The 17395-nt window shown below is 69.7% G+C and carries 16 protein-coding genes; 9 read left to right on the forward strand and 7 right to left on the reverse strand.

The genetic code is table 11. The annotated features are described in order from the left end of the window. Positions 1-11: 11 nt before the first annotated feature. A complete protein-coding gene (gene xerD, locus ACODRX_RS15100; RefSeq protein WP_488872341.1) occupies positions 12-902 on the forward strand; it encodes a site-specific tyrosine recombinase XerD in 891 nt (296 codons plus the stop codon). A gap of 285 nt (positions 903-1187) precedes the next feature. Here xerD and cls read toward each other — a convergent pair whose 3' ends face one another. Both cls and ACODRX_RS15110 read right to left on the reverse strand, forming a co-directional pair. Next, positions 1188-2678, reverse strand: a complete 1491-nt coding sequence (cls, locus tag ACODRX_RS15105; protein WP_488872342.1) for a cardiolipin synthase — start codon at positions 2676-2678, stop codon at positions 1188-1190. Next, the gene (locus tag ACODRX_RS15110; RefSeq protein WP_488872343.1) at positions 2675-3619 is read right to left on the reverse strand and encodes a LysR family transcriptional regulator; all 945 of its coding nucleotides are present in this window, start codon (positions 3617-3619) and stop codon (positions 2675-2677) included. The genes cls and ACODRX_RS15110 overlap by 4 nt, the downstream gene beginning before the upstream one ends. Positions 3620-3737: 118 nt before the next feature. Here ACODRX_RS15110 and ACODRX_RS15115 point away from each other — a divergent pair, with 118 nt between their 5' ends. Next, complete coding sequence (locus ACODRX_RS15115; RefSeq protein ID WP_488872344.1) at positions 3738-4697, forward strand: DMT family transporter; 960 nt, start codon at positions 3738-3740, stop codon at positions 4695-4697. 10 nt (positions 4698-4707) lie between these two features. Here the strand turns inward: ACODRX_RS15115 and ACODRX_RS15120 are convergent, their stop codons facing one another. The 3 genes from ACODRX_RS15120 to ACODRX_RS15130 form a co-directional block, all read right to left on the reverse strand. Further along, on the reverse strand, positions 4708-5823 hold the full coding sequence (locus tag ACODRX_RS15120) for an AI-2E family transporter (protein ID WP_488872345.1): 1116 nt from the start codon (positions 5821-5823) through the stop codon (positions 4708-4710). 60 nt (positions 5824-5883) lie between these two features. After that, complete coding sequence (gene purM, locus ACODRX_RS15125; RefSeq protein WP_488872346.1) at positions 5884-6945, reverse strand: phosphoribosylformylglycinamidine cyclo-ligase; 1062 nt, start codon at positions 6943-6945, stop codon at positions 5884-5886. A gap of 171 nt (positions 6946-7116) precedes the next feature. After that, positions 7117-9069 (reverse strand): gamma-glutamyltransferase family protein, encoded by a 1953-nt coding sequence (locus ACODRX_RS15130; RefSeq protein ID WP_488872347.1) that lies wholly within the window; start codon positions 9067-9069, stop codon positions 7117-7119. Positions 9070-9413: 344 nt separating this feature from the next. On the opposite strand from ACODRX_RS15130, the gene hda reads away from it, so the two are divergent. The 7 genes from hda (at position 9414) to ACODRX_RS15165 (ending at position 14597) form a co-directional block, all read left to right on the forward strand. After that, positions 9414-10109: a DnaA regulatory inactivator Hda gene (hda, locus tag ACODRX_RS15135; protein ID WP_488872414.1), complete on the forward strand. Its 696-nt coding sequence runs from the start codon at positions 9414-9416 to the stop codon at positions 10107-10109. 16 nt (positions 10110-10125) lie between these two features. Continuing rightward, complete coding sequence (locus ACODRX_RS15140) at positions 10126-10827, forward strand: histidinol-phosphatase (protein WP_488872348.1); 702 nt, start codon at positions 10126-10128, stop codon at positions 10825-10827. Then, positions 10824-12464 (forward strand): polynucleotide adenylyltransferase PcnB, encoded by a 1641-nt coding sequence (gene pcnB / locus ACODRX_RS15145; protein WP_488872349.1) that lies wholly within the window; start codon positions 10824-10826, stop codon positions 12462-12464. The genes ACODRX_RS15140 and pcnB overlap by 4 nt, the downstream gene beginning before the upstream one ends. Continuing rightward, entirely contained in the window at positions 12461-13003 is a 543-nt protein-coding gene (gene folK / locus ACODRX_RS15150; protein ID WP_488872350.1) for a 2-amino-4-hydroxy-6-hydroxymethyldihydropteridine diphosphokinase, read from the forward strand. The genes pcnB and folK overlap by 4 nt, the downstream gene beginning before the upstream one ends. A gap of 54 nt (positions 13004-13057) precedes the next feature. After that, the gene (locus tag ACODRX_RS15155) at positions 13058-13681 is read left to right on the forward strand and encodes a LysE family translocator (RefSeq protein WP_488872351.1); all 624 of its coding nucleotides are present in this window, start codon (positions 13058-13060) and stop codon (positions 13679-13681) included. 4 nt (positions 13682-13685) lie between these two features. Further along, a complete protein-coding gene (locus ACODRX_RS15160) occupies positions 13686-14081 on the forward strand; it encodes a hypothetical protein (RefSeq protein ID WP_488872352.1) in 396 nt (131 codons plus the stop codon). A gap of 75 nt (positions 14082-14156) precedes the next feature. Beyond that, positions 14157-14597, forward strand: coding sequence for a PH domain-containing protein (locus ACODRX_RS15165; protein ID WP_488872353.1), 441 nt, complete (start codon positions 14157-14159; stop codon positions 14595-14597). Between the two features lie 154 nt (positions 14598-14751). Here ACODRX_RS15165 and recJ read toward each other — a convergent pair whose 3' ends face one another. Both recJ and ACODRX_RS15175 read right to left on the reverse strand, forming a co-directional pair. Further along, entirely contained in the window at positions 14752-16464 is a 1713-nt protein-coding gene (gene recJ, locus ACODRX_RS15170; protein ID WP_488872354.1) for a single-stranded-DNA-specific exonuclease RecJ, read from the reverse strand. Beyond that, positions 16461-17387 carry a phosphoglycerate mutase gene (locus ACODRX_RS15175; protein ID WP_488872355.1) on the reverse strand — a complete coding sequence of 309 codons (927 nt, stop codon included), beginning with the start codon at positions 17385-17387 and terminating at the stop codon, positions 16461-16463. Before ACODRX_RS15175 ends, recJ begins: the two co-directional genes overlap by 4 nt. Positions 17388-17395 lie beyond the last annotated feature (8 nt).

A 17395-nucleotide genomic window follows, 5' to 3' on the forward strand; every position in this document is an offset into this window, starting at 1 on the left:
ATGATCGCGGCATGTCCGTACAAGCAACGATTGACGCCTTCATCGATGCGATCTGGCTGGAGGATGGCCTGTCGCGCAACACCCTGGCCGCCTACCGGCGCGATCTCGCCATCTATGCCACCTGGCTGGCAGGCCATGCGCCTGGCTTGGCGGTAGAGCGCAGCACGGAGGAGCACCTGCAGGCCTTCTTTGCCAGCCAGTTGCAGCACAAGGCCACCACGGCCAACCGGCGGCTGACGGTGCTGCGCCGCTTCTTCCACTGGGCGCTGCGCGAGGGCCGGACGCAGGCCGATCCCAGCCTGCGCCTGCTGGCTGCCAGGCAACCCATGCGCGTGCCCAAGACCATGACGCATGCGATGGTCGATGCCTTGCTCGACGCGCCCGACACCGGGCAGCCGCTGGGCCTGCGCGACCGCGCGATGCTGGAGCTGATGTATGCCAGCGGCCTGCGCGTGTCCGAGCTGGTGGAGCTGCAAAGCGTGCAGATCAGCCTGGCCGAGGGGGTGCTGCGCGTGCTGGGCAAGGGCGGCAAGGAGCGGCTGGTGCCCTTTGGCCAGGAGGCGCAGCAGTGGCTGGAGCGCTATCTCGCCGAGGCGCGGCCGGCCATCCTGGCGGGGCGGGTGTCGGGTGATTGCTTCGTCACCCAGCGCGGCAGCGGCATGACGCGCGTGGCCTTCTGGATGATCGTGAAGAAGTACGCGCAGCTGGCGGGCATCACCGCGCCGCTGTCGCCGCACACGCTGCGCCATGCCTTTGCCACGCATTTGCTCAACCATGGCGCCGACCTGCGCGTGGTGCAGCTGCTGCTCGGCCACGCCGATATCTCGACCACCACCATCTACACCCATGTGGCGCGCGAGCGGCTCAAGGTGCTGCATGCGCAGCACCATCCGCGCGGCTAGTTTTTTTGTAGCATTTAGCGCTTGCTATGCAATGATTTCAGATACAAATATATTTGAAATCAAGTACCTCCAGGCGCTGGCAGCTATGCTTTTCTGCAGCCTTGCATGCGCCGGCAAGGCGGCGGGGCCCGCGCGGCCAGCCGTGGCGCGGGCAAGGGGCTGCCTGTTTTTTGAGCAGGGTTTGGCAATGCCTTGCAGATCAAGCACTTGGCCTGGTTATCGACAGTGCGGCAGCAGGATGTCCACAGGCTTTTGCCCGGGCTGTGGGGAAAAGCGCGCCACGGCTCACAGCACCGGCCCCAGCGTGGCCATCAGGTTGTTCCACATGCGGCGCGGCCAGGGCCACTGGCGCACCTCGGCCAGGGTCACCGGCGCGGATTGCGCGGCATAGGCGAGCTGCCGCGCGCGGATGGCGCCGGTGGTGGCGCGATCCTGCAGCAGCACGTTGTTCTCGAAATTCAGGTCGAAACTGCGCAGGTCGAGGTTGGTCGAGCCGATCATGGCCACCTCGCCGTCCACGCACAGGGTCTTGGCATGCAGCAGGCCGCCGCGGTATTCCTGGATGGCCACGCCCGCGCGCAGCAGCTGGTAGTAGGTGCTGCGGCTGGCCGCGCCGACGATCCACGAATCGTTGCGCTGCGGCACGATCAGCGTCACGCGCACGCCGCGCCAGGCGGCGGCGCACAGGGCTTCGAGCACGGTGGCGTCGGGCACGAAATAGGGCGTGGAGATCAGCAGCTCATGCTGCGCGCCAGCGATCAGCGTGGACACCAGGTGCGGCGTGGCGCGTGGGCGCTCGGTGGGGCCGTCGCCCACCACCAGCGCGGGAAAGCCGCCGCTGCCGCCATCTGGCGGCGCGGCCGGCGCGGGCCGGAACGGGTCGTACTCCTCGCCGGTGGACTGCATCCAGTCGCTGGCGAACAGCAGCTGCATCTGCGTGACCACCGGGCCCTGCAGCCGCAGCATGATGTCCACCCACGGCGCGTACCTGGCCTTCACGCGGAAGGCCTCGTCGGCGCAGTTCTGGCTGCCGCAGTAGGTGATGGTGCCGTCGATCAGCGTGATCTTGCGGTGGTTGCGCAGATCGAGCCGGCTGGTGAGCAGCACCTTGACCAGGTGGTCTATCGGCAGGGCTACCGCCAGGCGCACGCCGGCCTCGCGCATGGCGCGCCAGTGCGCCGAGCGCAGGAAGGCGCGCGAGCCCAGGCCGTCGACCATCGCGCGGCAGGTGACGCCGCGGCGCGCCGCGCGGATCAGCGCCTGGGCGATCCCCTGGCCGGTATCGTCGTCGAGCCAGATGTAGTACAGCACATTGATCTCGCGGCTGGCCGCATCCATGTCGGCCAGCATGCGCGCGCGGGCCGTGGCGCCGTTGTCCATCAGCTCGGCCTGGTTGCCAGCCACCGGCAGGAAGCCGTTGACCGAGGTGGCGTAGCGAAACGCCGGCCGCCATGCGGGCGCGATCTGCGCGGCCACGTCGGCGGGGCTGCCCAGCAGCCGTGTGGCGGCGGCGTCGCCCGGCAGGCGGCTGGTGATGAAGTCCTCGAAGCGCTTGCGCCGCCCCAGCACGCGGTGGCCGATGTCCACCTCGCCCAGCAGCCAGTACAGCACCGCGCCCAGGTAGGGCAGCACCACGATCACCATCAGCCAGCCCATGCGCACGTCGGGCGAGAGGTTGTTGCGCAACAGCACGCGCGCGCCGAAGCCTAGGACGATCAGGGTATGCAGCAGGAGCAGCAGCATGGGATGGGGCGTGTAGGGAAGCTCCGGCATCATAGCGGCTGCGGCTCGCCGGCCATGGCCAGATGGTCGATCAGCGCACGCACCTTGAGCGGCACATGGCGCGTGGGCGCGTACACCGCATGCACCACGCGCGGCGCGTACTTGCCGCACAGGGCCCAGTCGGGCAGCACCGGCGCGAGCGTGCCGGCCTGCAGCGCCTGCTGCGCCGCGAAATCCGCCACCAGCCCGATGCCGGCGCCGCCCAGCAGCGCCTGCACCAGGCCCAGGCTGCTGGAGATGGTGAGCGGCGTCTGCACCAGCAGCCGGGTGGAGCGCTGGCGCGCGCCCGGCGGCTGCGGCGCGGGCTGCAGCTCCAGCTCGTTCTGGAACTGGCCGTAGCCCAGGCTGTAGAAGCGGTGCTCCAGCAGCTGGGCAGGCTCGGCGATCGGCGCATGTTGCGCCAGGTAGCCGGGCGCCGCCGCCAGGATGTAGCGGATGGTGTGCAGCGGCCGGGCCACCAGCCCCGGCGCCAGCTGGCCGGCGGCGCTGATGCGCAGGCCCAGGTCCACGCCCTCGGCCACGAGGTCGACGATGCGGTCGCTCAGCTCCACCTGCACGCGCAGCTCGGGCCAGCGCTGGCAGAAGGCGGGCAGGCGGGGCGCCAGCCACAGGTCGCCCCAGATCGACGGCGCGCTGATCTTGAGCAGCCCGCGCGGCTGCTGGCGGTGCTGGCTGGCCAGCGACTGCACCTGCTCGGCGCTGGCCAGCAGCTGGGCGCAGCCCTGGTAGATCTCGGCGCCGGCCTCGGTCAGCGACAGCGAGCGCGTGGTGCGATGCAGCAGCTTGAGCGCCAGGTGTGCCTCCAGCCGCGCCACGCTGCGGCTCACCGCCGAGGTGGTGAGCCGCAGCTCGCGCGCGGCGCCGGCAAAGCTTTGCTGCTCCACCACGCGGGCGAAGACCAGCATTTCGGTCAGGGGCGGATGGTCTGGGGGCATGGCGCGCAATTGTTGTTCCGTAGGCAATATTCAATTGAATGGTAACGGTATTGTTGTCTCTGCTGTGTTGCCGAATGATCGAGCCATCGATTTGAAACGGTTCTCAGGAGGTACAGCCATGTCAGTCATCTCATCGTGCGGCGGCGCGGCCCCGGCCCAGCCCGCGGCCTTGTCCGGCGGCGCCTGGCGCATGCTGGCGGCCATGGTGCTGTCGGGCAGCATCGGCCTGGTGGTGGTGGAAAGCGGCCTGCCGCCGCCGCTGGTGGTGCTGGCGCGCTGCGTGCTGGGCGCCGCCGGCCTGGGCGTCTGGGTATGGTGGCGCCGGCAGTGGGTGGCGCTGGGCCGCGGCGATGCGCTGTGGATTGCCGTGGGCGGCCTGGCGCTGGTGTTCAACTGGGTGGCCTTGTTCAGTGCCTATCGCTACACCAGCATCGCGGTCGCCACTGTGGTCTACCATGTGCAGCCGTTGATGCTGCTGGCGGTGGCCGCCTGGCAGGGCGAGCCGGTGCAGGCGCGCAAGCTGCCATGGCTTTTGCTGGCGCTGCTGGGCGTGGCGTTGGCCAGCGGCGTGATCGGCTTTGGCGGGCTGGATGGCCTGGGGGGCCTGGGTGGCTTGGCTTCAGCCTCCTGGCCGGGCGCCTTGCTGGCCCTGCTGGCGGCCGCGCTCTACACCGTGACCACGGTGGCCACGCGGCGCGTGGCGCAGATTCCGCCGGCCCAGGTGGCGATGCTGCAGATGGCCCTGGGCGGCGCGGTGCTGGGTGTGGCACTGGGGGGCGCAGGGCTGCTGCTGGCCGCGCCGGGCCCGCAGCCGCTGGCGCTGCCGGCCCGCGCCGTGGGGCTGATGCTGGTGCTGGGCCTGGTGCACACCGCCTTCATGTACACGCTGATGTATGCGGCCTACCAGCGGCTGGCGGCAGCGGCGATCGCCGCGCTGTCCTTCGTCTACCCGGCGGTGGCGCTGGCGGTGGATTTGCTGTGGTTCGGCCAGGTGCCCGCGCCGGCGCAGTGGCTGGGCATGGGCTGCATCGTGGTGGCGGTGCTGGCGCACCGGCTGGCGCACCGGCTGGGGCGCTAACTGCGGGCGCTCAGATCATCCGCGCCGCGTACAGCTCTTTCTTCAGGTAGGCGTAGAACAGCGGCGCCGCCACCAGCCCGGCCGGCCCGAAGATGGCCTCGGCCACGAACATCACCGCCAGCAGCTCCCACACGCCCATGTGGGTGCGCGCGCCGACCACCTTGGCGTTGATCACATACTCTGCCTTGTGGATCAGGATCAGGAAGGCCAGGCAGGCCACCGCGGTCAGCGGCGACACCGACAGCCCCACGGTGGTGATGACCGCGTTGCAGATCAGGTTGCCGACGATGGGGATCAGCCCGCCGAAGAAGGTGAGCATGATCAGCGCGCCGCTGTAGGGCAGCCGCATGCCCAGCAGCGGCAGCACCACCAGCAGGAACAGCGCGGTCAGGCAGGTGTTGAACAGCGCGATCCAGAACTGCGCCGCCACGATCTGGCGGAACGCATCGCCGAAGCGCTGCACGCGCAGCGTTAGCTGCATCGCCAGCGGCGCATGCGACAGGCGGCCATGGTGGACCGAGGCCAGCGCGCCGATCAGCAGCCCGACAAAGGCATACAGCAGGCCACCGAGCCAGGCGCGGCCGGCATTGGCCAGCGCGCCCGACTTGGTGCGCAGGTATTCGGCGGCGCGCTGCTGCAGCTCCTGCGCGCCGTCGGGCAGCATGCTGGCCATCTCGGGCGGCAGCTTGGAGCGCAGGTCGAGTAGGGTCTTGGCCATGGAGTCCAGCATCTCGCGGTACTGCGCGGGCGCGTTGAGCAGATAGCCCTGCGAATGCATCAGGCCCACGGTGAGCAGCAGCACCGGCGCCAGCAGCACGATGGTGACCGCCAGGTATTCGGCCCAGCGGGGTATGGCACCATGCGCGCGGCCATGGATAGGCCCCTGGGGGCTGGGCGCGCGCGCGAGCTTGCGCGCCAGGAATTGGGTCAGCGCATAGCCCACGCAGGCGCTCAGCAGCCCCACCAGCAGGCCGTAGTGCATGATGATGAACAGGCCCCCTGCCATCAGCAGGTACGACGCCAGCCGCACACCCCAGTGCGAAGACGGCGGCCGCCAGGGGCGAGCGGCATGCTCGCCCTCGTTGGCCGGGCTGCGGGGCGGGGTGGAAGGGAGATCCGGTTGCATCAAAAAACGGCCAGTCAGGAAAGGGAGCCAGGCGGCAGGTGAATGGCCGATGCCCGCAGCTTAGCGCACCACCACGGCCGCGCCGTCGCCGCGCGGGGCGATGGTGCCGATGGCGTACACCTGCTCGCCGGCCTGGGCCAGCGTGGCCTGCACCGCCGCGGCGGCCTCGGGCGAGACCACCACCACCATGCCGATGCCGTTGTTGAAGGTGCGGTTCATTTCGATATCGTCGATGCCCGCGGTCTTCTGCAGCCAGGCGAACAGTTCGGTCTGGGGCCAGCTGCCCTTGGCCAGCTGCGCGGCCAGGCCTTCGGGCAGCACGCGGGGAATGTTCTCCAGCAGGCCGCCGCCGGTGATGTGGGCCAGCGCCTTGATCTGCTCGGGGTGCGCGGCCAGCGCGGCGAGCACGTTCTTCACGTACAGGCGCGTGGGCTCCATGACCGCGTTCTTGAAGGGCTTGCCGTCCAGCGTGGCGGGCAGGCCTCCCCCATCTTGTTGCGCGCGCTCGATGCACTTGCGCACCAGCGAGAAGCCGTTGGAGTGCACGCCGCTCGAAGCCAGGCCCAGCACCACGTCGCCCGCCTGCACGTTCTGGCCGGCCAGGATCTTGGATTTCTCGACCGCGCCCACCGCGAAGCCGGCCAGGTCGTATTCGCCGTCGGGGTACATGCCGGGCATCTCGGCGGTCTCGCCGCCGATCAGCGCGCAGCCCGACAGCTCGCAGCCCCTGGCGATGCCGCCCACCACCGCGGCGGCGGTGTCGACATGCAGCTTGCCGCAGGCGAAATAATCCAGGAAGAACAGCGGCTCGGCGCCCTGCACCAGCACGTCGTTCACGCTCATCGCCACCAGGTCGATGCCCACGGTGTCGTGCATGTTCCATTCAAAGGCCAGCTTGAGCTTGGTGCCCACGCCGTCGGTGCCCGAGACCAGCACCGGCTCCCGGTAGCGCTTGGGCACCTCGAACAGCGCGCCGAAGCCGCCGATACCCGCCATCACGCCCTCGCGCAGCGTCTTCTTGGCCAGCGGCTTGATCCGTTCGACCAGCGCATCGCCCGCGTCGATGTCCACGCCGGCGTCTTTGTAGGAAATGGGGGTAGAGGAGGAGGAAGAGGAGCTCATGGGGTTTTGCAAAGCCAGATCGGCAGGTCGGCACAAGCAGGCAATTTTAAGGGCCGCAGGCCTGCCGCAGGCCGAGAATGACCGTTGGCGGCGCACTGATACCGGCGCCGGATGCAAAAAGCCCTGCCGCGGGGGCAGGGCTGCTGGCTGGGCGGGATGGACTTGGCGTGCTCAGAGAGCGCCGTCGCCCAGCACGATGCCTTCGCGGCGCGGGTCGGCGCCGCCTTGCAGCTGGGACTTGCCATCCTTGGTGACGCGGATGATGGTGGCCACGCCACTCGACTGGGCCGAGGTGGAGACCGTGTGGCCCTTGGCCTTGAGGCCGGCGACCAGGCCCGACAGGTCGAGCGTGGTGTTGGAGCCGTCCACACCGGTGGTCGGGCTGTTGGAGGCGCCGAAGTTCACCAGCGAGGTTGCCTGCTGGGCGTCCAGGCCCCAGTCCAGCGCGCCGACCACGGTCTTCATCACGTACTGGATGATGGCGCCGCCGCCCGGCGAGCCGGTGGCCATGACGAAGTCGCCCGGCGCGCTGCCGCGGAACACCAGCGTGGGCGCCATGGTGCTGCGCGGGCGCTTGCCCGGGGCCACGCGGTTGGCGATCGGCTGGCCGCTGGCGTCCACCGGCGAGGCGGAGAAGTCGGTCAGCTGGTTGGTCAGCAGGAAGCCGTCGACCATGTGGAACGAGCCCATGCTCGACTCCACCGTCGTGGTCATCGAGACCACGTTGCCGTAGGCATCCACCACCGACAGGTGGGTGGTGCCGTGCTCCACCGTCTTGTCCACGCCTTGCGGCACCGGGCCGAAATCGCCGGCCGCGGCGGTGCCCATGCTCTTGTCGGGATTGATCAGGCTGGCGCGCTGCGCCAGGTAAGTGGGGCTGAGCAGCGAGGCCAGGCCCTGGGCCGGCAGCGGCACGAAATCGGTGTCGGCCACGTACTTGTCGCGGTCGGCATAGGCCAGGCGCTCGGCCTCGGACACCAGGTGCACGCCCATCACGCTGGGCACGCCGCCTTCGTTGGCGGGGTTGGTGGGGGCATATTGCGCCAGGTTGAACTGGCCCAGGATGCCCAGTGCCTGGGCGATCGCGATGCCGCCGGACGAAGGCGGTGACATGGTGCACACATGGTAGGTGCTGCGGTAGTTGGTGCAGACCGCCTCGCGCTTCTTGGCCTGGTACTTGGCCAGGTCTTCCACGGTGAGCAGGCTGGGGGTGATCGGTGTCTTGGCGGCATCGTCGCCCACGCTCTGCGCGGCCTTGGCCACGATGGCCTTGGCGATGTCGCCGGTATACAGTGCGTCCGCGCCCTGCGTGGCCAGCGCCTTCAGCGTCTTGGCGTAGGGCAGGTTGGTCATGGTCTCGCCGGTCTTGCGCGGCGTGCCGTCGGCATGGAAATAGGTTGCCATGGCATTGGCATCCAGGGCCAGGTTGCTGGCATTGCCGGCAATCGCATCGCCCAGGCGGCCGGGGATCAGGAAGCCGTCGCTCGACAGCTTGATGCCGTAGTCGAACAGTCCGCTCCAGGGCAGCTTGCCATGCTCCTTGTGCGCCATGTCGAGCATGCGCATCACGCCCGGCACGCCAATGGAGCGGCCGCTGCGCCGCGCCGACGGCACCGGGGCGGGCGAACTCGCGTCATCCTGGTTCTGGCGCGACAGGTAGTAGCCGGTGGCGGCGGCCGGAGCGGCCTCGCGGCCGTCATAGGCCACGACCTTCTTGGTCTTGGCGTCGTAGTAGACCATGAAGGCGCTGCCCGCGACCGTGCTCGACTGCGGCTCCACCAGGCCCAGCACCGCCTGCATGGCGATGGCGGCATCCACCGCCGAGCCGCCGGCCTTGAGCACGTCGCAGCCGGCCTTGGTGGCCAGAGGGGTGTTGGCGATGGCCATGTACTTGTTCGAATACTTGGCGGTCAGGCCCAGGCGATAGCCCGAAGCCGCCTCGGGCGCGGCCGGGTCGCCGCTCACGCCGGAGCCAACCACCACCGAGCCGCCACTGCTGCTCCTGACCGTGCAGCTGTTGGGATCGTTATCGACGATCAGGCCATCGCCGCCGCTGCCGCCGCAGCTCGCGAGCAAGGCCGCTGCCGCCAGCGGCAACATGGTGCCCAGTATTCTTGTGCGCATATTCCATCCTTGAGTCGGTTATCGTGAGTCCATGCGAAGCCGCGCTTCGCGCAACCCTACATGACTTTGCAAAGGTTAACCATGGGTGGGCTTGACAGTGGTTGGTGGATACCCGAACCGTTGCCTGCAGCACGATTGCGCCGGATACCGCCGGGGGCGGCGCGGCTCGGTCTAAAATCCCGGTCTTTGCTTGTCTTGCCTGGCCCTGGCCTGTTGCGCGATCCTGTTGTGTTCCTTCCGATGCCTTTGCAGCTTTTTTGCCTGCCTGCGATGGACGGCTGCCTGATGCCGCCATCCGGCTGCGGCTGCGCGCCGGCGGCCATGCGCTGGAGGGCCGCCGGGCGATGAAGCAGATGGCGCTCGACCTGGGCCTGGCCCCGGGACCCAGCCTGCACCGGTTCTTTGCCGGGCCCAACGAGGCGGCCCTGCAGCACCTGCGCCTGCAAGTGGAAGGCGATGCGGGCCTGCTGCGCTCGCCCGTGCCCACCTACCTGTGGGGCGAGACCGGCAGCGGCAAGACCTATCTGCTGCGCGCGGTGCGCGAGGCGCTGCGCGAGCACGGCGGCGTCGTCGGCTGGATGGATGCGTCCACGCGTTTTCCGGTGGCCTTCGATGAGCGCTGGGCGGCGGTGATCCTGGACGAGGTCGATCTGTACAACCCGGCCCAGCAGGCGGCGGCCTTCAACTGGTTCGTCAACGCCACCAGCCCGGCCACCGGCGCGCAGCGCTGGGTGCTGGCCGCCGGCACCGTGCCGCCCTACGACATGAAGCTGCGCGAGGACTTGCGCAGCCGCGTGGGCTGGGGCGAGGTCTACCAGCTGCACATGCTGGACGAGGCCCAGCGCCGCGCCGTGCTCAAGCGCGAAGCCCAGACGCGGGGCCTGGCGCTGCCCGACGACGTGATGGACTTCATGCTGCGGCGCTTCTCGCGCGACCTGGGCAGCCTGGTGCAGCTGCTGGACCACCTCGACAACTTCGCGCTGCGCAACAAGCGGGCGATTACCATCCCGCTGCTCAAGAACATGCTGGAAACAGAGTAGCCCAGCTACGATATCCATGACTGACACTTCTTCATCCACCCGTGCGCGCCTGGCGCTGTTCGACCTGGACCACACGCTGCTGCCGCTGGACTCGGACTACGAATGGGGCGAATTCACCATCCGCAAGGGCTGGTGCGACAGCGCCGAGTTCGGCCGCCGCAATGACGAGTTCTTCGCCGACTACCAAAGCGGCACGCTCGACATCCACGAATACGTGCGCTTCGCCACGCAGGCCGCGCGCGAGCGCGGGCAGGCCGCCGCCGAGGCCGCGCATGCCGAGTTCATGCGCGAGGTGATCGAGCCCGCCATCCGCCCGCAGGCGCGGGCGCTGCTGCAGCGCCACCGCGATGCCGGCGACGAGATCGTCATCATCACCGCCACCAACGAATTCATCACCCGCCCGATCGCCCGGGCGCTGGGCGTGGGCGAGCTGCTGGCCGTCAACCTGCAGCGCGACGCCTCGGGCTGGATCACCGGCGAGATCGACGGCACGCCCACCATGCGTGCCGGCAAGGTCGCCCGCATGCAGGCCTGGCTGGCCGCGCGCGGCTGGGATTGGGACAGCGTGGAATCCACCTTCTATAGCGACTCGATGAACGACCTGCCGCTGCTCGAAAAAGTGAACCACCCGGTCGTCACCAACCCGGACGGCCGCCTGCGCCTGCTGGCCGCCGAGCGCGGCTGGCGCATTCTGGACCTCTTCAACCCGCAACCATGATCAAGAACATCATCGACAAGCTGATCGGCAAGGCCACGGGCGGCGCGCGTGGGCGCGCCAGCCGCTTCGGCAAGCGCGAGGAGGTGCCCGTCTCCGTGCACGGCATCGACCCGCAACTCGTGGACCGCCGCGCCATCGACGTGGTCGGCACGCTCAAGCAGGCCGGCTTCGAGGCCTACATCGTCGGCGGCGCGGTGCGCGACCTGCTGCTGGGCCTGCGCCCCAAGGATTTCGACGTGGCAACCAATGCCACGCCCGAGCAGGTCAAGGGGCTGTTTCGCCGCGCCTTCATCATCGGGCGGCGCTTTCGCATCGTGCACGTGGTCTACGGCCGCGGGCGCGAGCACGAGGTGATCGAGGTCTCCACCTTCCGCGCCCACCTCGACAGCGCCGTGGCCGAGCAGGTGCAGGGCAACGAGAAGACCAGCAAGGCGGCGCTGGCCGGCATGAAGCATGCGGTCGACGAGAACGGCCGCGTGTTGCGCGACAACGTCTGGGGCCCGCAGAACGAGGATGCGGCGCGGCGCGACTTCACCGTCAACGCCATGTACTACGACCCCGAGACCCAGATCGTCGTGGACTACCACAAGGGCATACGCGACGCGCAAAAGCACACGCTGCGCATGATCGGCGACCCGGCCACGCGCTACCGCGAAGACCCGGTGCGCATCATCCGCGCGGTGCGCTTCGCGGCCAAGCTCAGCAGGAAGGGCTTTGCGCTCGACGCCAAGACCGCCAAGCCGCTGCTCGAGTCCGCCGCGCTGCTGCACGAAGTGCCGCAAAGCCGCATGTTCGACGAAATGCTCAAGCTGCTGCAGACCGGCCATGCGCTGGCCTCGGTCGAGCAGCTGCGCAAGCTGGGCCTGGCCAAGGGCATCTACCCGCTGCTGGACGTGGTGGTCGAGCGCGCCGACAGCCCCTTCGTGCAGGCCGCGCTGATGGACACCGACCGCCGCGTGGGCGAGGGCAAGAGCGTGGCCCCCAGCTTCCTGCTGGCCTGCGTGCTGTGGCAGGACGTGAAGCAGGGCTGGGATGCGCACCTGGCGCGCGGCGAGCATCCGTTTCCGGCGCTGCAGGACGCGATCGACGAAGTCTTCAACGAGCGCATCGGCGACGTATCGGGCCGCGGCAAGCTGGCTGCCGACATGCGCGAAATCTGGGTGATGCAGCCGCGCTTTGAAAAGCGCACCGGCAGCACGCCCTTCGGCATGGTGGCGCAGGTGCGCTTTCGCGCCGGCTTCGACTTCCTGCGCCTGCGCGCCGACATTGGCGAAGTGCACGAGGCGCTGGCCAACTGGTGGCAGGAGTTCCAGCAGGCCGACGAGCTGCGCCGCGAAGACCTGATCGCCCAGGCGCGCGACGAGCAGCGCAGCCGCCAGCGGGCGGAAAAAACCTCGGAAAAAACCTCGGGTAACACCTTGGACAAAGCCCAGGACAAAGGCGCGGACAAGCCCGCCGCCAAGCGCAAGTCGAGCGCCAAGCCCGCGGCCCCGCCGGCACTGGAGCAGGACGAGCCTGGCGACGAATCCAGCATCGACGAGATCATGACCGCGCCGGCCAAGAAGCGCCGCCGCCGCCGCCGCAAGCCCACTGGTGGTGGCGCAGCCGGTGGCGAGGCGCCAGCCGGCGAGGCATGATCAGCAGCGCCGGCGGCGACGCCGCGCCGCTGCCCGGCGGCAGCGTCCGCGCCTATGTCGGCCTGGGCGCCAACCTGGGCGAGCCAGTGCCCGCCATGCTCGGCGCGTTGGAAGCCATGCAGGCGCTGGCGGGCGTGCGGCTGCGGGCCGTCTCGCCGCTGTACCTCACCGCGCCGGTGGACTCCAGCGGGCCGGACTACCGCAATGCGGTGGCCGAGCTGGCCACCAGCCTGTCGGCCCATGCGCTGCTGCTGCAGTTGCAGCGGCTGGAGCTGCTGGCCGGCCGCGAGCGGCCCTACCGCAATGCGCCGCGCACCCTCGATCTCGACCTGCTGCTGTACGGCGATGCGCGCATCGCCATGCCCGAGCTGCAGGTGCCGCACCCGCGCATGTGGGAGCGCGCCTTCGTGCTGGCCCCGCTGGCCGAGCTGCGCCCCGAGCTGGTGCCGGCCGGGCGGCTGGCTGCCGTGGCGGGGCAGGGCGTGCAGCGGGTGAGCGACCCGCTGTGGGATGGCGCGCGGGCGCGGCTGCCGGCCTGAGCCCTCGTTCGGCGCTTGCGGCATACTGCGGCCATTGCTCCGATTGGAAACCGCATGGACTACCTGCCCCAGCTCCTGACTCTTTCCGGCATCGTGCTGCTGGCCTGCGCCAGCCCCGGGCCGGACTTCGTGGCGATCACCTCGCAGTCGCTGGGTGATCGCCGCGCCGGCGTGTTCATGGGCTTGGGTGTGACCTGTGCCGTGGCCATCTGGGCCATTTTGGCGGTGTTTGGCTTCGGGCTGCTGGTGCAGCAGTTCCTCTGGCTGTATGACGGCATCCGCCTGGCCGGCGCCGCCTACCTCACCTACCTGGGCCTGCGCATGCTGATGGGGGCCTTGCGCCGCCCTGCGGGAGCGCAGCAGATCGGGCGGGCGGCGCGCATCGGCATCGGCCAGGCCTGGCGCAAGGGCTTCCTGGTGGGCATCACCAACCCCAAGACCGCCACCTTCTTCGCCACCCTGTTCGTCACTCTGCTTCCGGTGGGAGCGCCGCTGTGGGTGTATGCGGCGGTGGTGGCGGTAGTGGTATGTGTCACGGCCGCCTGGATGTGCCTGTTGGCCTCATGCTTCTCGGTGGGAGCCGTGCGGCGTGCGTATGCCCGCATCCGTCGGCCCATCGATGCCTTGATGGGCGCGGCGCTGCTGGGTTTGGGCGTGCGCATGGCGGCGGGCCGCTGAAGCGGTGGACCGCTTCCTATCCTTCGTCAGCGGCGGCGGCAGCTGCGATGCGATTGATCCCGAGGTCGTCGCGCAGGCCTCGGCATGCCTGGACAGGTTCACCGATGCCTTCAATGCGCAGGACCTGTCCGGAATGGATGCGCAACTGCATTTTCCGCACACCATGATCTCCGGGCCCGAATCGCTGGTGTGGCCGCAGCCGGGAAGCCATCCTGCGGATTTCTTCGCGCAGTTGCGCAGCACCGGCTGGGCCTGTACCCGCCATGAGTCCAGGCTGCCCGTGCTGGCCGGCGCGGACAAGGTGCACTTCGCGGTGACCTACACCAGGCGTTCGCTGCAGGGCGAGGAACTGAGCCGCCACAGGAACCTGTGGATTGTTGTCAGGCGTGCGGGCACATAGGGTATTGTGCTGCGCTCGTATTGAAGTTGGCGCGAGCCATGTGCATGGATGGGGCAAATCGTTTGGAGAGAGGCCATGGCTGACCAGAAAACCCATTTCACTTCCCGTATCGACGCCTGGCTGGCGGCGACGCTGCTGGGCAGTGCGCTGCTGGTGCTGGCGGCGGTAGTCGCCAGCTGGGCCCAGGCGGGCACGCCGGCGCTGCGCGTGCTGCTGTTGGCGCTGCTGGCGCTCGGGGCCGGGCTGCCGCTGTGGATCATGGCGGACACCGGCTACCGCATCGAGGGCGGCGAGCTGCTGATTCGCAGCGGGCCCTTGCGCTGGCGCGTGCCCGTGCGGGACATCCGCGTGGTCGAGGCCTCGCGCAGCTGGCTGTCGTCGCCGGCGCTGTCGCTCGAGCGGCTGCGCATCCGCCATGGCCGCGCCGCCCAGGTGCTGGTTTCGCCCCGCGACCGCCTGGGCTTTGTGCAGGCGCTGCGGCGCCTCAATCCAGGCATCGAGGTGCGGGGGCTTTGACGGGCCGGGCCACTGAAAGTTGAGCGTTGAGGGTTTTGCGTTGAGCGTGAAGGCCGCAAAACGCAAAACGCAAAACGCAAAACGCAAAACGCACAACCTCTTGGCCGCGCACACGGCGGTTACTCCACGTTCAAGACCTTGAAAGGGATGGCTTTTACAACCCCTGCGCCCCTTCCACCAGGAACTGCACCTTGCGCTGGCCCTGCCATTCGTTGATGTCGAGGCGGTAGGCCAGCAGCACGCGGCCCGGCAGCGGCTCGGTGTGGCCGAACCAGATGCCGTCCACCAGCTCGCCCTGGTGGCGCAGCTTGAGCGACAGGTGTTTTTCGCCGACCAGGCGCTGCGAGACGACTTCGACCTCTTCGCTGAAGGTGGGGGGCGCGAAGCCCTGGCCCCAGACCTGCTGGTTCAGCGCCTCCACCGTATCGGTGCGGCGGTACTGGGCGGGCAGCGGGCCATCGGTTTCTAGCTGGCGGGTGAGGGTGCGTTCGTCCAGCCACTCCTGCGCCACCTGGGCCAGCGCCTGCTCGAAGACCTCGAAATGCGCCTCGGCGATGGTGCAGCCGGCCGCCATCGCGTGGCCGCCGAACTTGATCAGCACGCCGGGGTGGCGCTTGGCCACCAGGTCGAGCGCATCGCGCAGGTGAAAGCCGGCGATCGAGCGGCCCGAGCCCTTGAGTTCGTGCTCGTGGCCGGGCGCGCCGCTGGCGGCGAAGACGAAGCAGGGTCGGTGCAGCTTGTCCTTGATGCGCGAGGCGACGATGCCGACCACGCCTTCGTGGAAGTCGGCATCGAACACGCTGACGGCGGGCGGCGGCTCGCTGCCGGCCTCGAACAGGTCTTCGGCCAGCAGCATGGCGTGCTCGCGCATGCCGCTTTCGATGTCGCGCCGCTCGCGGTTGATGGCGTCAAGCTGGCGCGCCAGCTCGTCGGCGCGCAGCGCGTCGTCGGTCAGCAGGCATTCGATGCCGATGGTCATGTCGGCCAGGCGCCCGGCGGCGTTGATGCGCGGGCCCAGCGCAAAGCCCATGTCGAAGGTGGTGGCGCTGGCCGCGCGCCGGCCGGCGGCGGCAAACAGCGCGCCCAGGCCCGGCGGCATGTGGCCGGCGCGGATGCGGCGCAGGCCCTGGGCCACCAGGCGGCGGTTGTTGGCGTCGAGCCGTACCACGTCGGCCACGGTGCCCAGCGCCACCAGCGGCAGCAAGGTGTCCAGGCGCGGCTGCGGCAGCTGGGCGTAGGCGCCGCGCTGGCGCAGCTCGCCGCGCAGCGCCAGCAGCAGGTAGAACATCACGCCCACGCCGGCCATCGATTTGCTCTCGAAGCCGCAGCCGGGCTGGTTGGGGTTGACGATGGCGTGCGCGGCCGGCAGCTCGGGGCCGGGCAGGTGGTGGTCGGTGATGACGACGGCAAGGTCCAGCTCGCGCGCCCGCGCAACGCCGGCCACGCTGGCGATGCCGTTGTCCACGGTGATCAGCACCTCGGCTCCCTGGGCATGCACGCGCTCGGCGATGGTGGGGGTGAGGCCGTAGCCATCGACCACGCGGTCGGGCACCAGGTAGCTGACCTGGGTGGCGCCCAGCATGCGCAGGCCGCGCAGGGCCACCGCGCAGGCGGTGGCGCCGTCGCAGTCGTAGTCGGCCACCACGCACAGCCTGCGCTGGGCGGCGATGGCATCGGCCAGCAGCCGGGCGGCCGCTTGCACGCCGGCCAGGCCGGTGGGCGGCAGCAGCTGGGCGAGCGCGTCGTCCAGCTCTTCCTTGGCCTGCACGCCGCGGGCGGCGAACAGGCGTGCCAGCAGCGGGTGGATGCCGGCCTGCTCCAGCGCCCAGGCGGTGCGCGGAGGGATGTTTCTTGCAATGATCTTCATAGGGTCTGCAGCAGATCGGTGGCGCGCTGCGGCTTGAATTGGTTCTTGATGCGGCGCCACAGCGGCTGGGGGCTATTGTGGAGCGTGAGCGCATGGCATTCGCCGCACAGGGTCAGCTGCGCCGGGCGGCCGGCGGCCAGCGCCTCCCATAGCGGCGCCAGGCCCGTGGCGTCGAGCTGCTGCCAGGCGCTGCGCCAGGCCCGCCAGTCGCCGGCCAGCGCGCTGGCGCGCAGCGCATCCAGCACCTGTGGCCGCGGCCCGGGCGGCTGGTAGCCCGGGGGCAGCGCGCCGGCGCCATGCACCCAGAAGGCGTTGACCGGCGGCAGGCCGCGCTCGGCGCGGCGTTCGGTGAACGGGTGGGTGTAGAGCAGCATCTGCATCTCGCTTTGCAGGCGCAGCAGCAGCCGGGCCTGGGGCGCCTGCTCGGTCTTGGGCAGCCAGGGGCGCACATCGCGGCCGATGGCGCGGTCAAGCGACGCGCATTCCAGGGCGCGGAAGGCTTCGCCGCGCGCCAGCCAGCGGCCCGCGCCGCCGGCTTGCAGCTGCATGCCGTCCTCGGCGAACCAGGGTGCGAGCAGCGCCAGCAGCTCGGCGGATTCGGCGGCCGAGAGCTGCAGCTCGGCCGGGTCGTCCATGCGCACCTGGTCGGCGCCTATGCGCCAGTGGCAGGGGGTGATGAAGGCCCAGGCATGGCCATCGGGCGGCTGGCCCAGGGCGGCCCAGGGCGTGGCGCTGGCGGGCAGCCCCAGCGCGCGGGCCAGGGCGCGTTCGTGCGGCGGGGCGAATTGCTGTTCGTCGCCGTGGTCGGTGCTGGCAATGGACAGCGACTTCAGCGCCTGGCCGAGCCGGGGCAGGGTGAGGGTGGCCAGGTCCGCGTCGGGGGCAAAGGCATAGGGAACGATGAAATGGGCGAATTCCGGCATGCGGCTAT

Source organism: Comamonas sp. FG99 (genome assembly GCF_057808605.1).

Bases quoted from the DNA above. Each gene is read 5' to 3' on its own strand.
- cls (WP_488872342.1), bottom strand. From the start codon at position 2,678: ATGATGCCGGAGCTTCCCTACACGCCCCATCCCATGCTGCTGCTCCTG.
- ACODRX_RS15165 (WP_488872353.1), top strand. From the start codon at position 14,157: ATGGCTGACCAGAAAACCCATTTCACTTCCCGTATCGACGCCTGGCTG.
- hda (WP_488872414.1), top strand. From the start codon at position 9,414: ATGAAGCAGATGGCGCTCGACCTGGGCCTGGCCCCGGGACCCAGCCTG.
- recJ (WP_488872354.1), bottom strand. From the start codon at position 16,464: ATGAAGATCATTGCAAGAAACATCCCTCCGCGCACCGCCTGGGCGCTG.
- pcnB (WP_488872349.1), top strand. From the start codon at position 10,824: ATGATCAAGAACATCATCGACAAGCTGATCGGCAAGGCCACGGGCGGC.
- ACODRX_RS15110 (WP_488872343.1), bottom strand. From the start codon at position 3,619: ATGCCCCCAGACCATCCGCCCCTGACCGAAATGCTGGTCTTCGCCCGC.
- ACODRX_RS15120 (WP_488872345.1), bottom strand. From the start codon at position 5,823: ATGCAACCGGATCTCCCTTCCACCCCGCCCCGCAGCCCGGCCAACGAG.
- folK (WP_488872350.1), top strand. From the start codon at position 12,461: ATGATCAGCAGCGCCGGCGGCGACGCCGCGCCGCTGCCCGGCGGCAGC.
- ACODRX_RS15155 (WP_488872351.1), top strand. From the start codon at position 13,058: ATGGACTACCTGCCCCAGCTCCTGACTCTTTCCGGCATCGTGCTGCTG.
- purM (WP_488872346.1), bottom strand. From the start codon at position 6,945: ATGAGCTCCTCTTCCTCCTCCTCTACCCCCATTTCCTACAAAGACGCC.
- ACODRX_RS15140 (WP_488872348.1), top strand. From the start codon at position 10,126: ATGACTGACACTTCTTCATCCACCCGTGCGCGCCTGGCGCTGTTCGAC.
- xerD (WP_488872341.1), top strand. From the start codon at position 12: ATGTCCGTACAAGCAACGATTGACGCCTTCATCGATGCGATCTGGCTG.
- ACODRX_RS15175 (WP_488872355.1), bottom strand. From the start codon at position 17,387: ATGCCGGAATTCGCCCATTTCATCGTTCCCTATGCCTTTGCCCCCGAC.
- ACODRX_RS15130 (WP_488872347.1), bottom strand. From the start codon at position 9,069: ATGCGCACAAGAATACTGGGCACCATGTTGCCGCTGGCGGCAGCGGCC.
- ACODRX_RS15115 (WP_488872344.1), top strand. From the start codon at position 3,738: ATGTCAGTCATCTCATCGTGCGGCGGCGCGGCCCCGGCCCAGCCCGCG.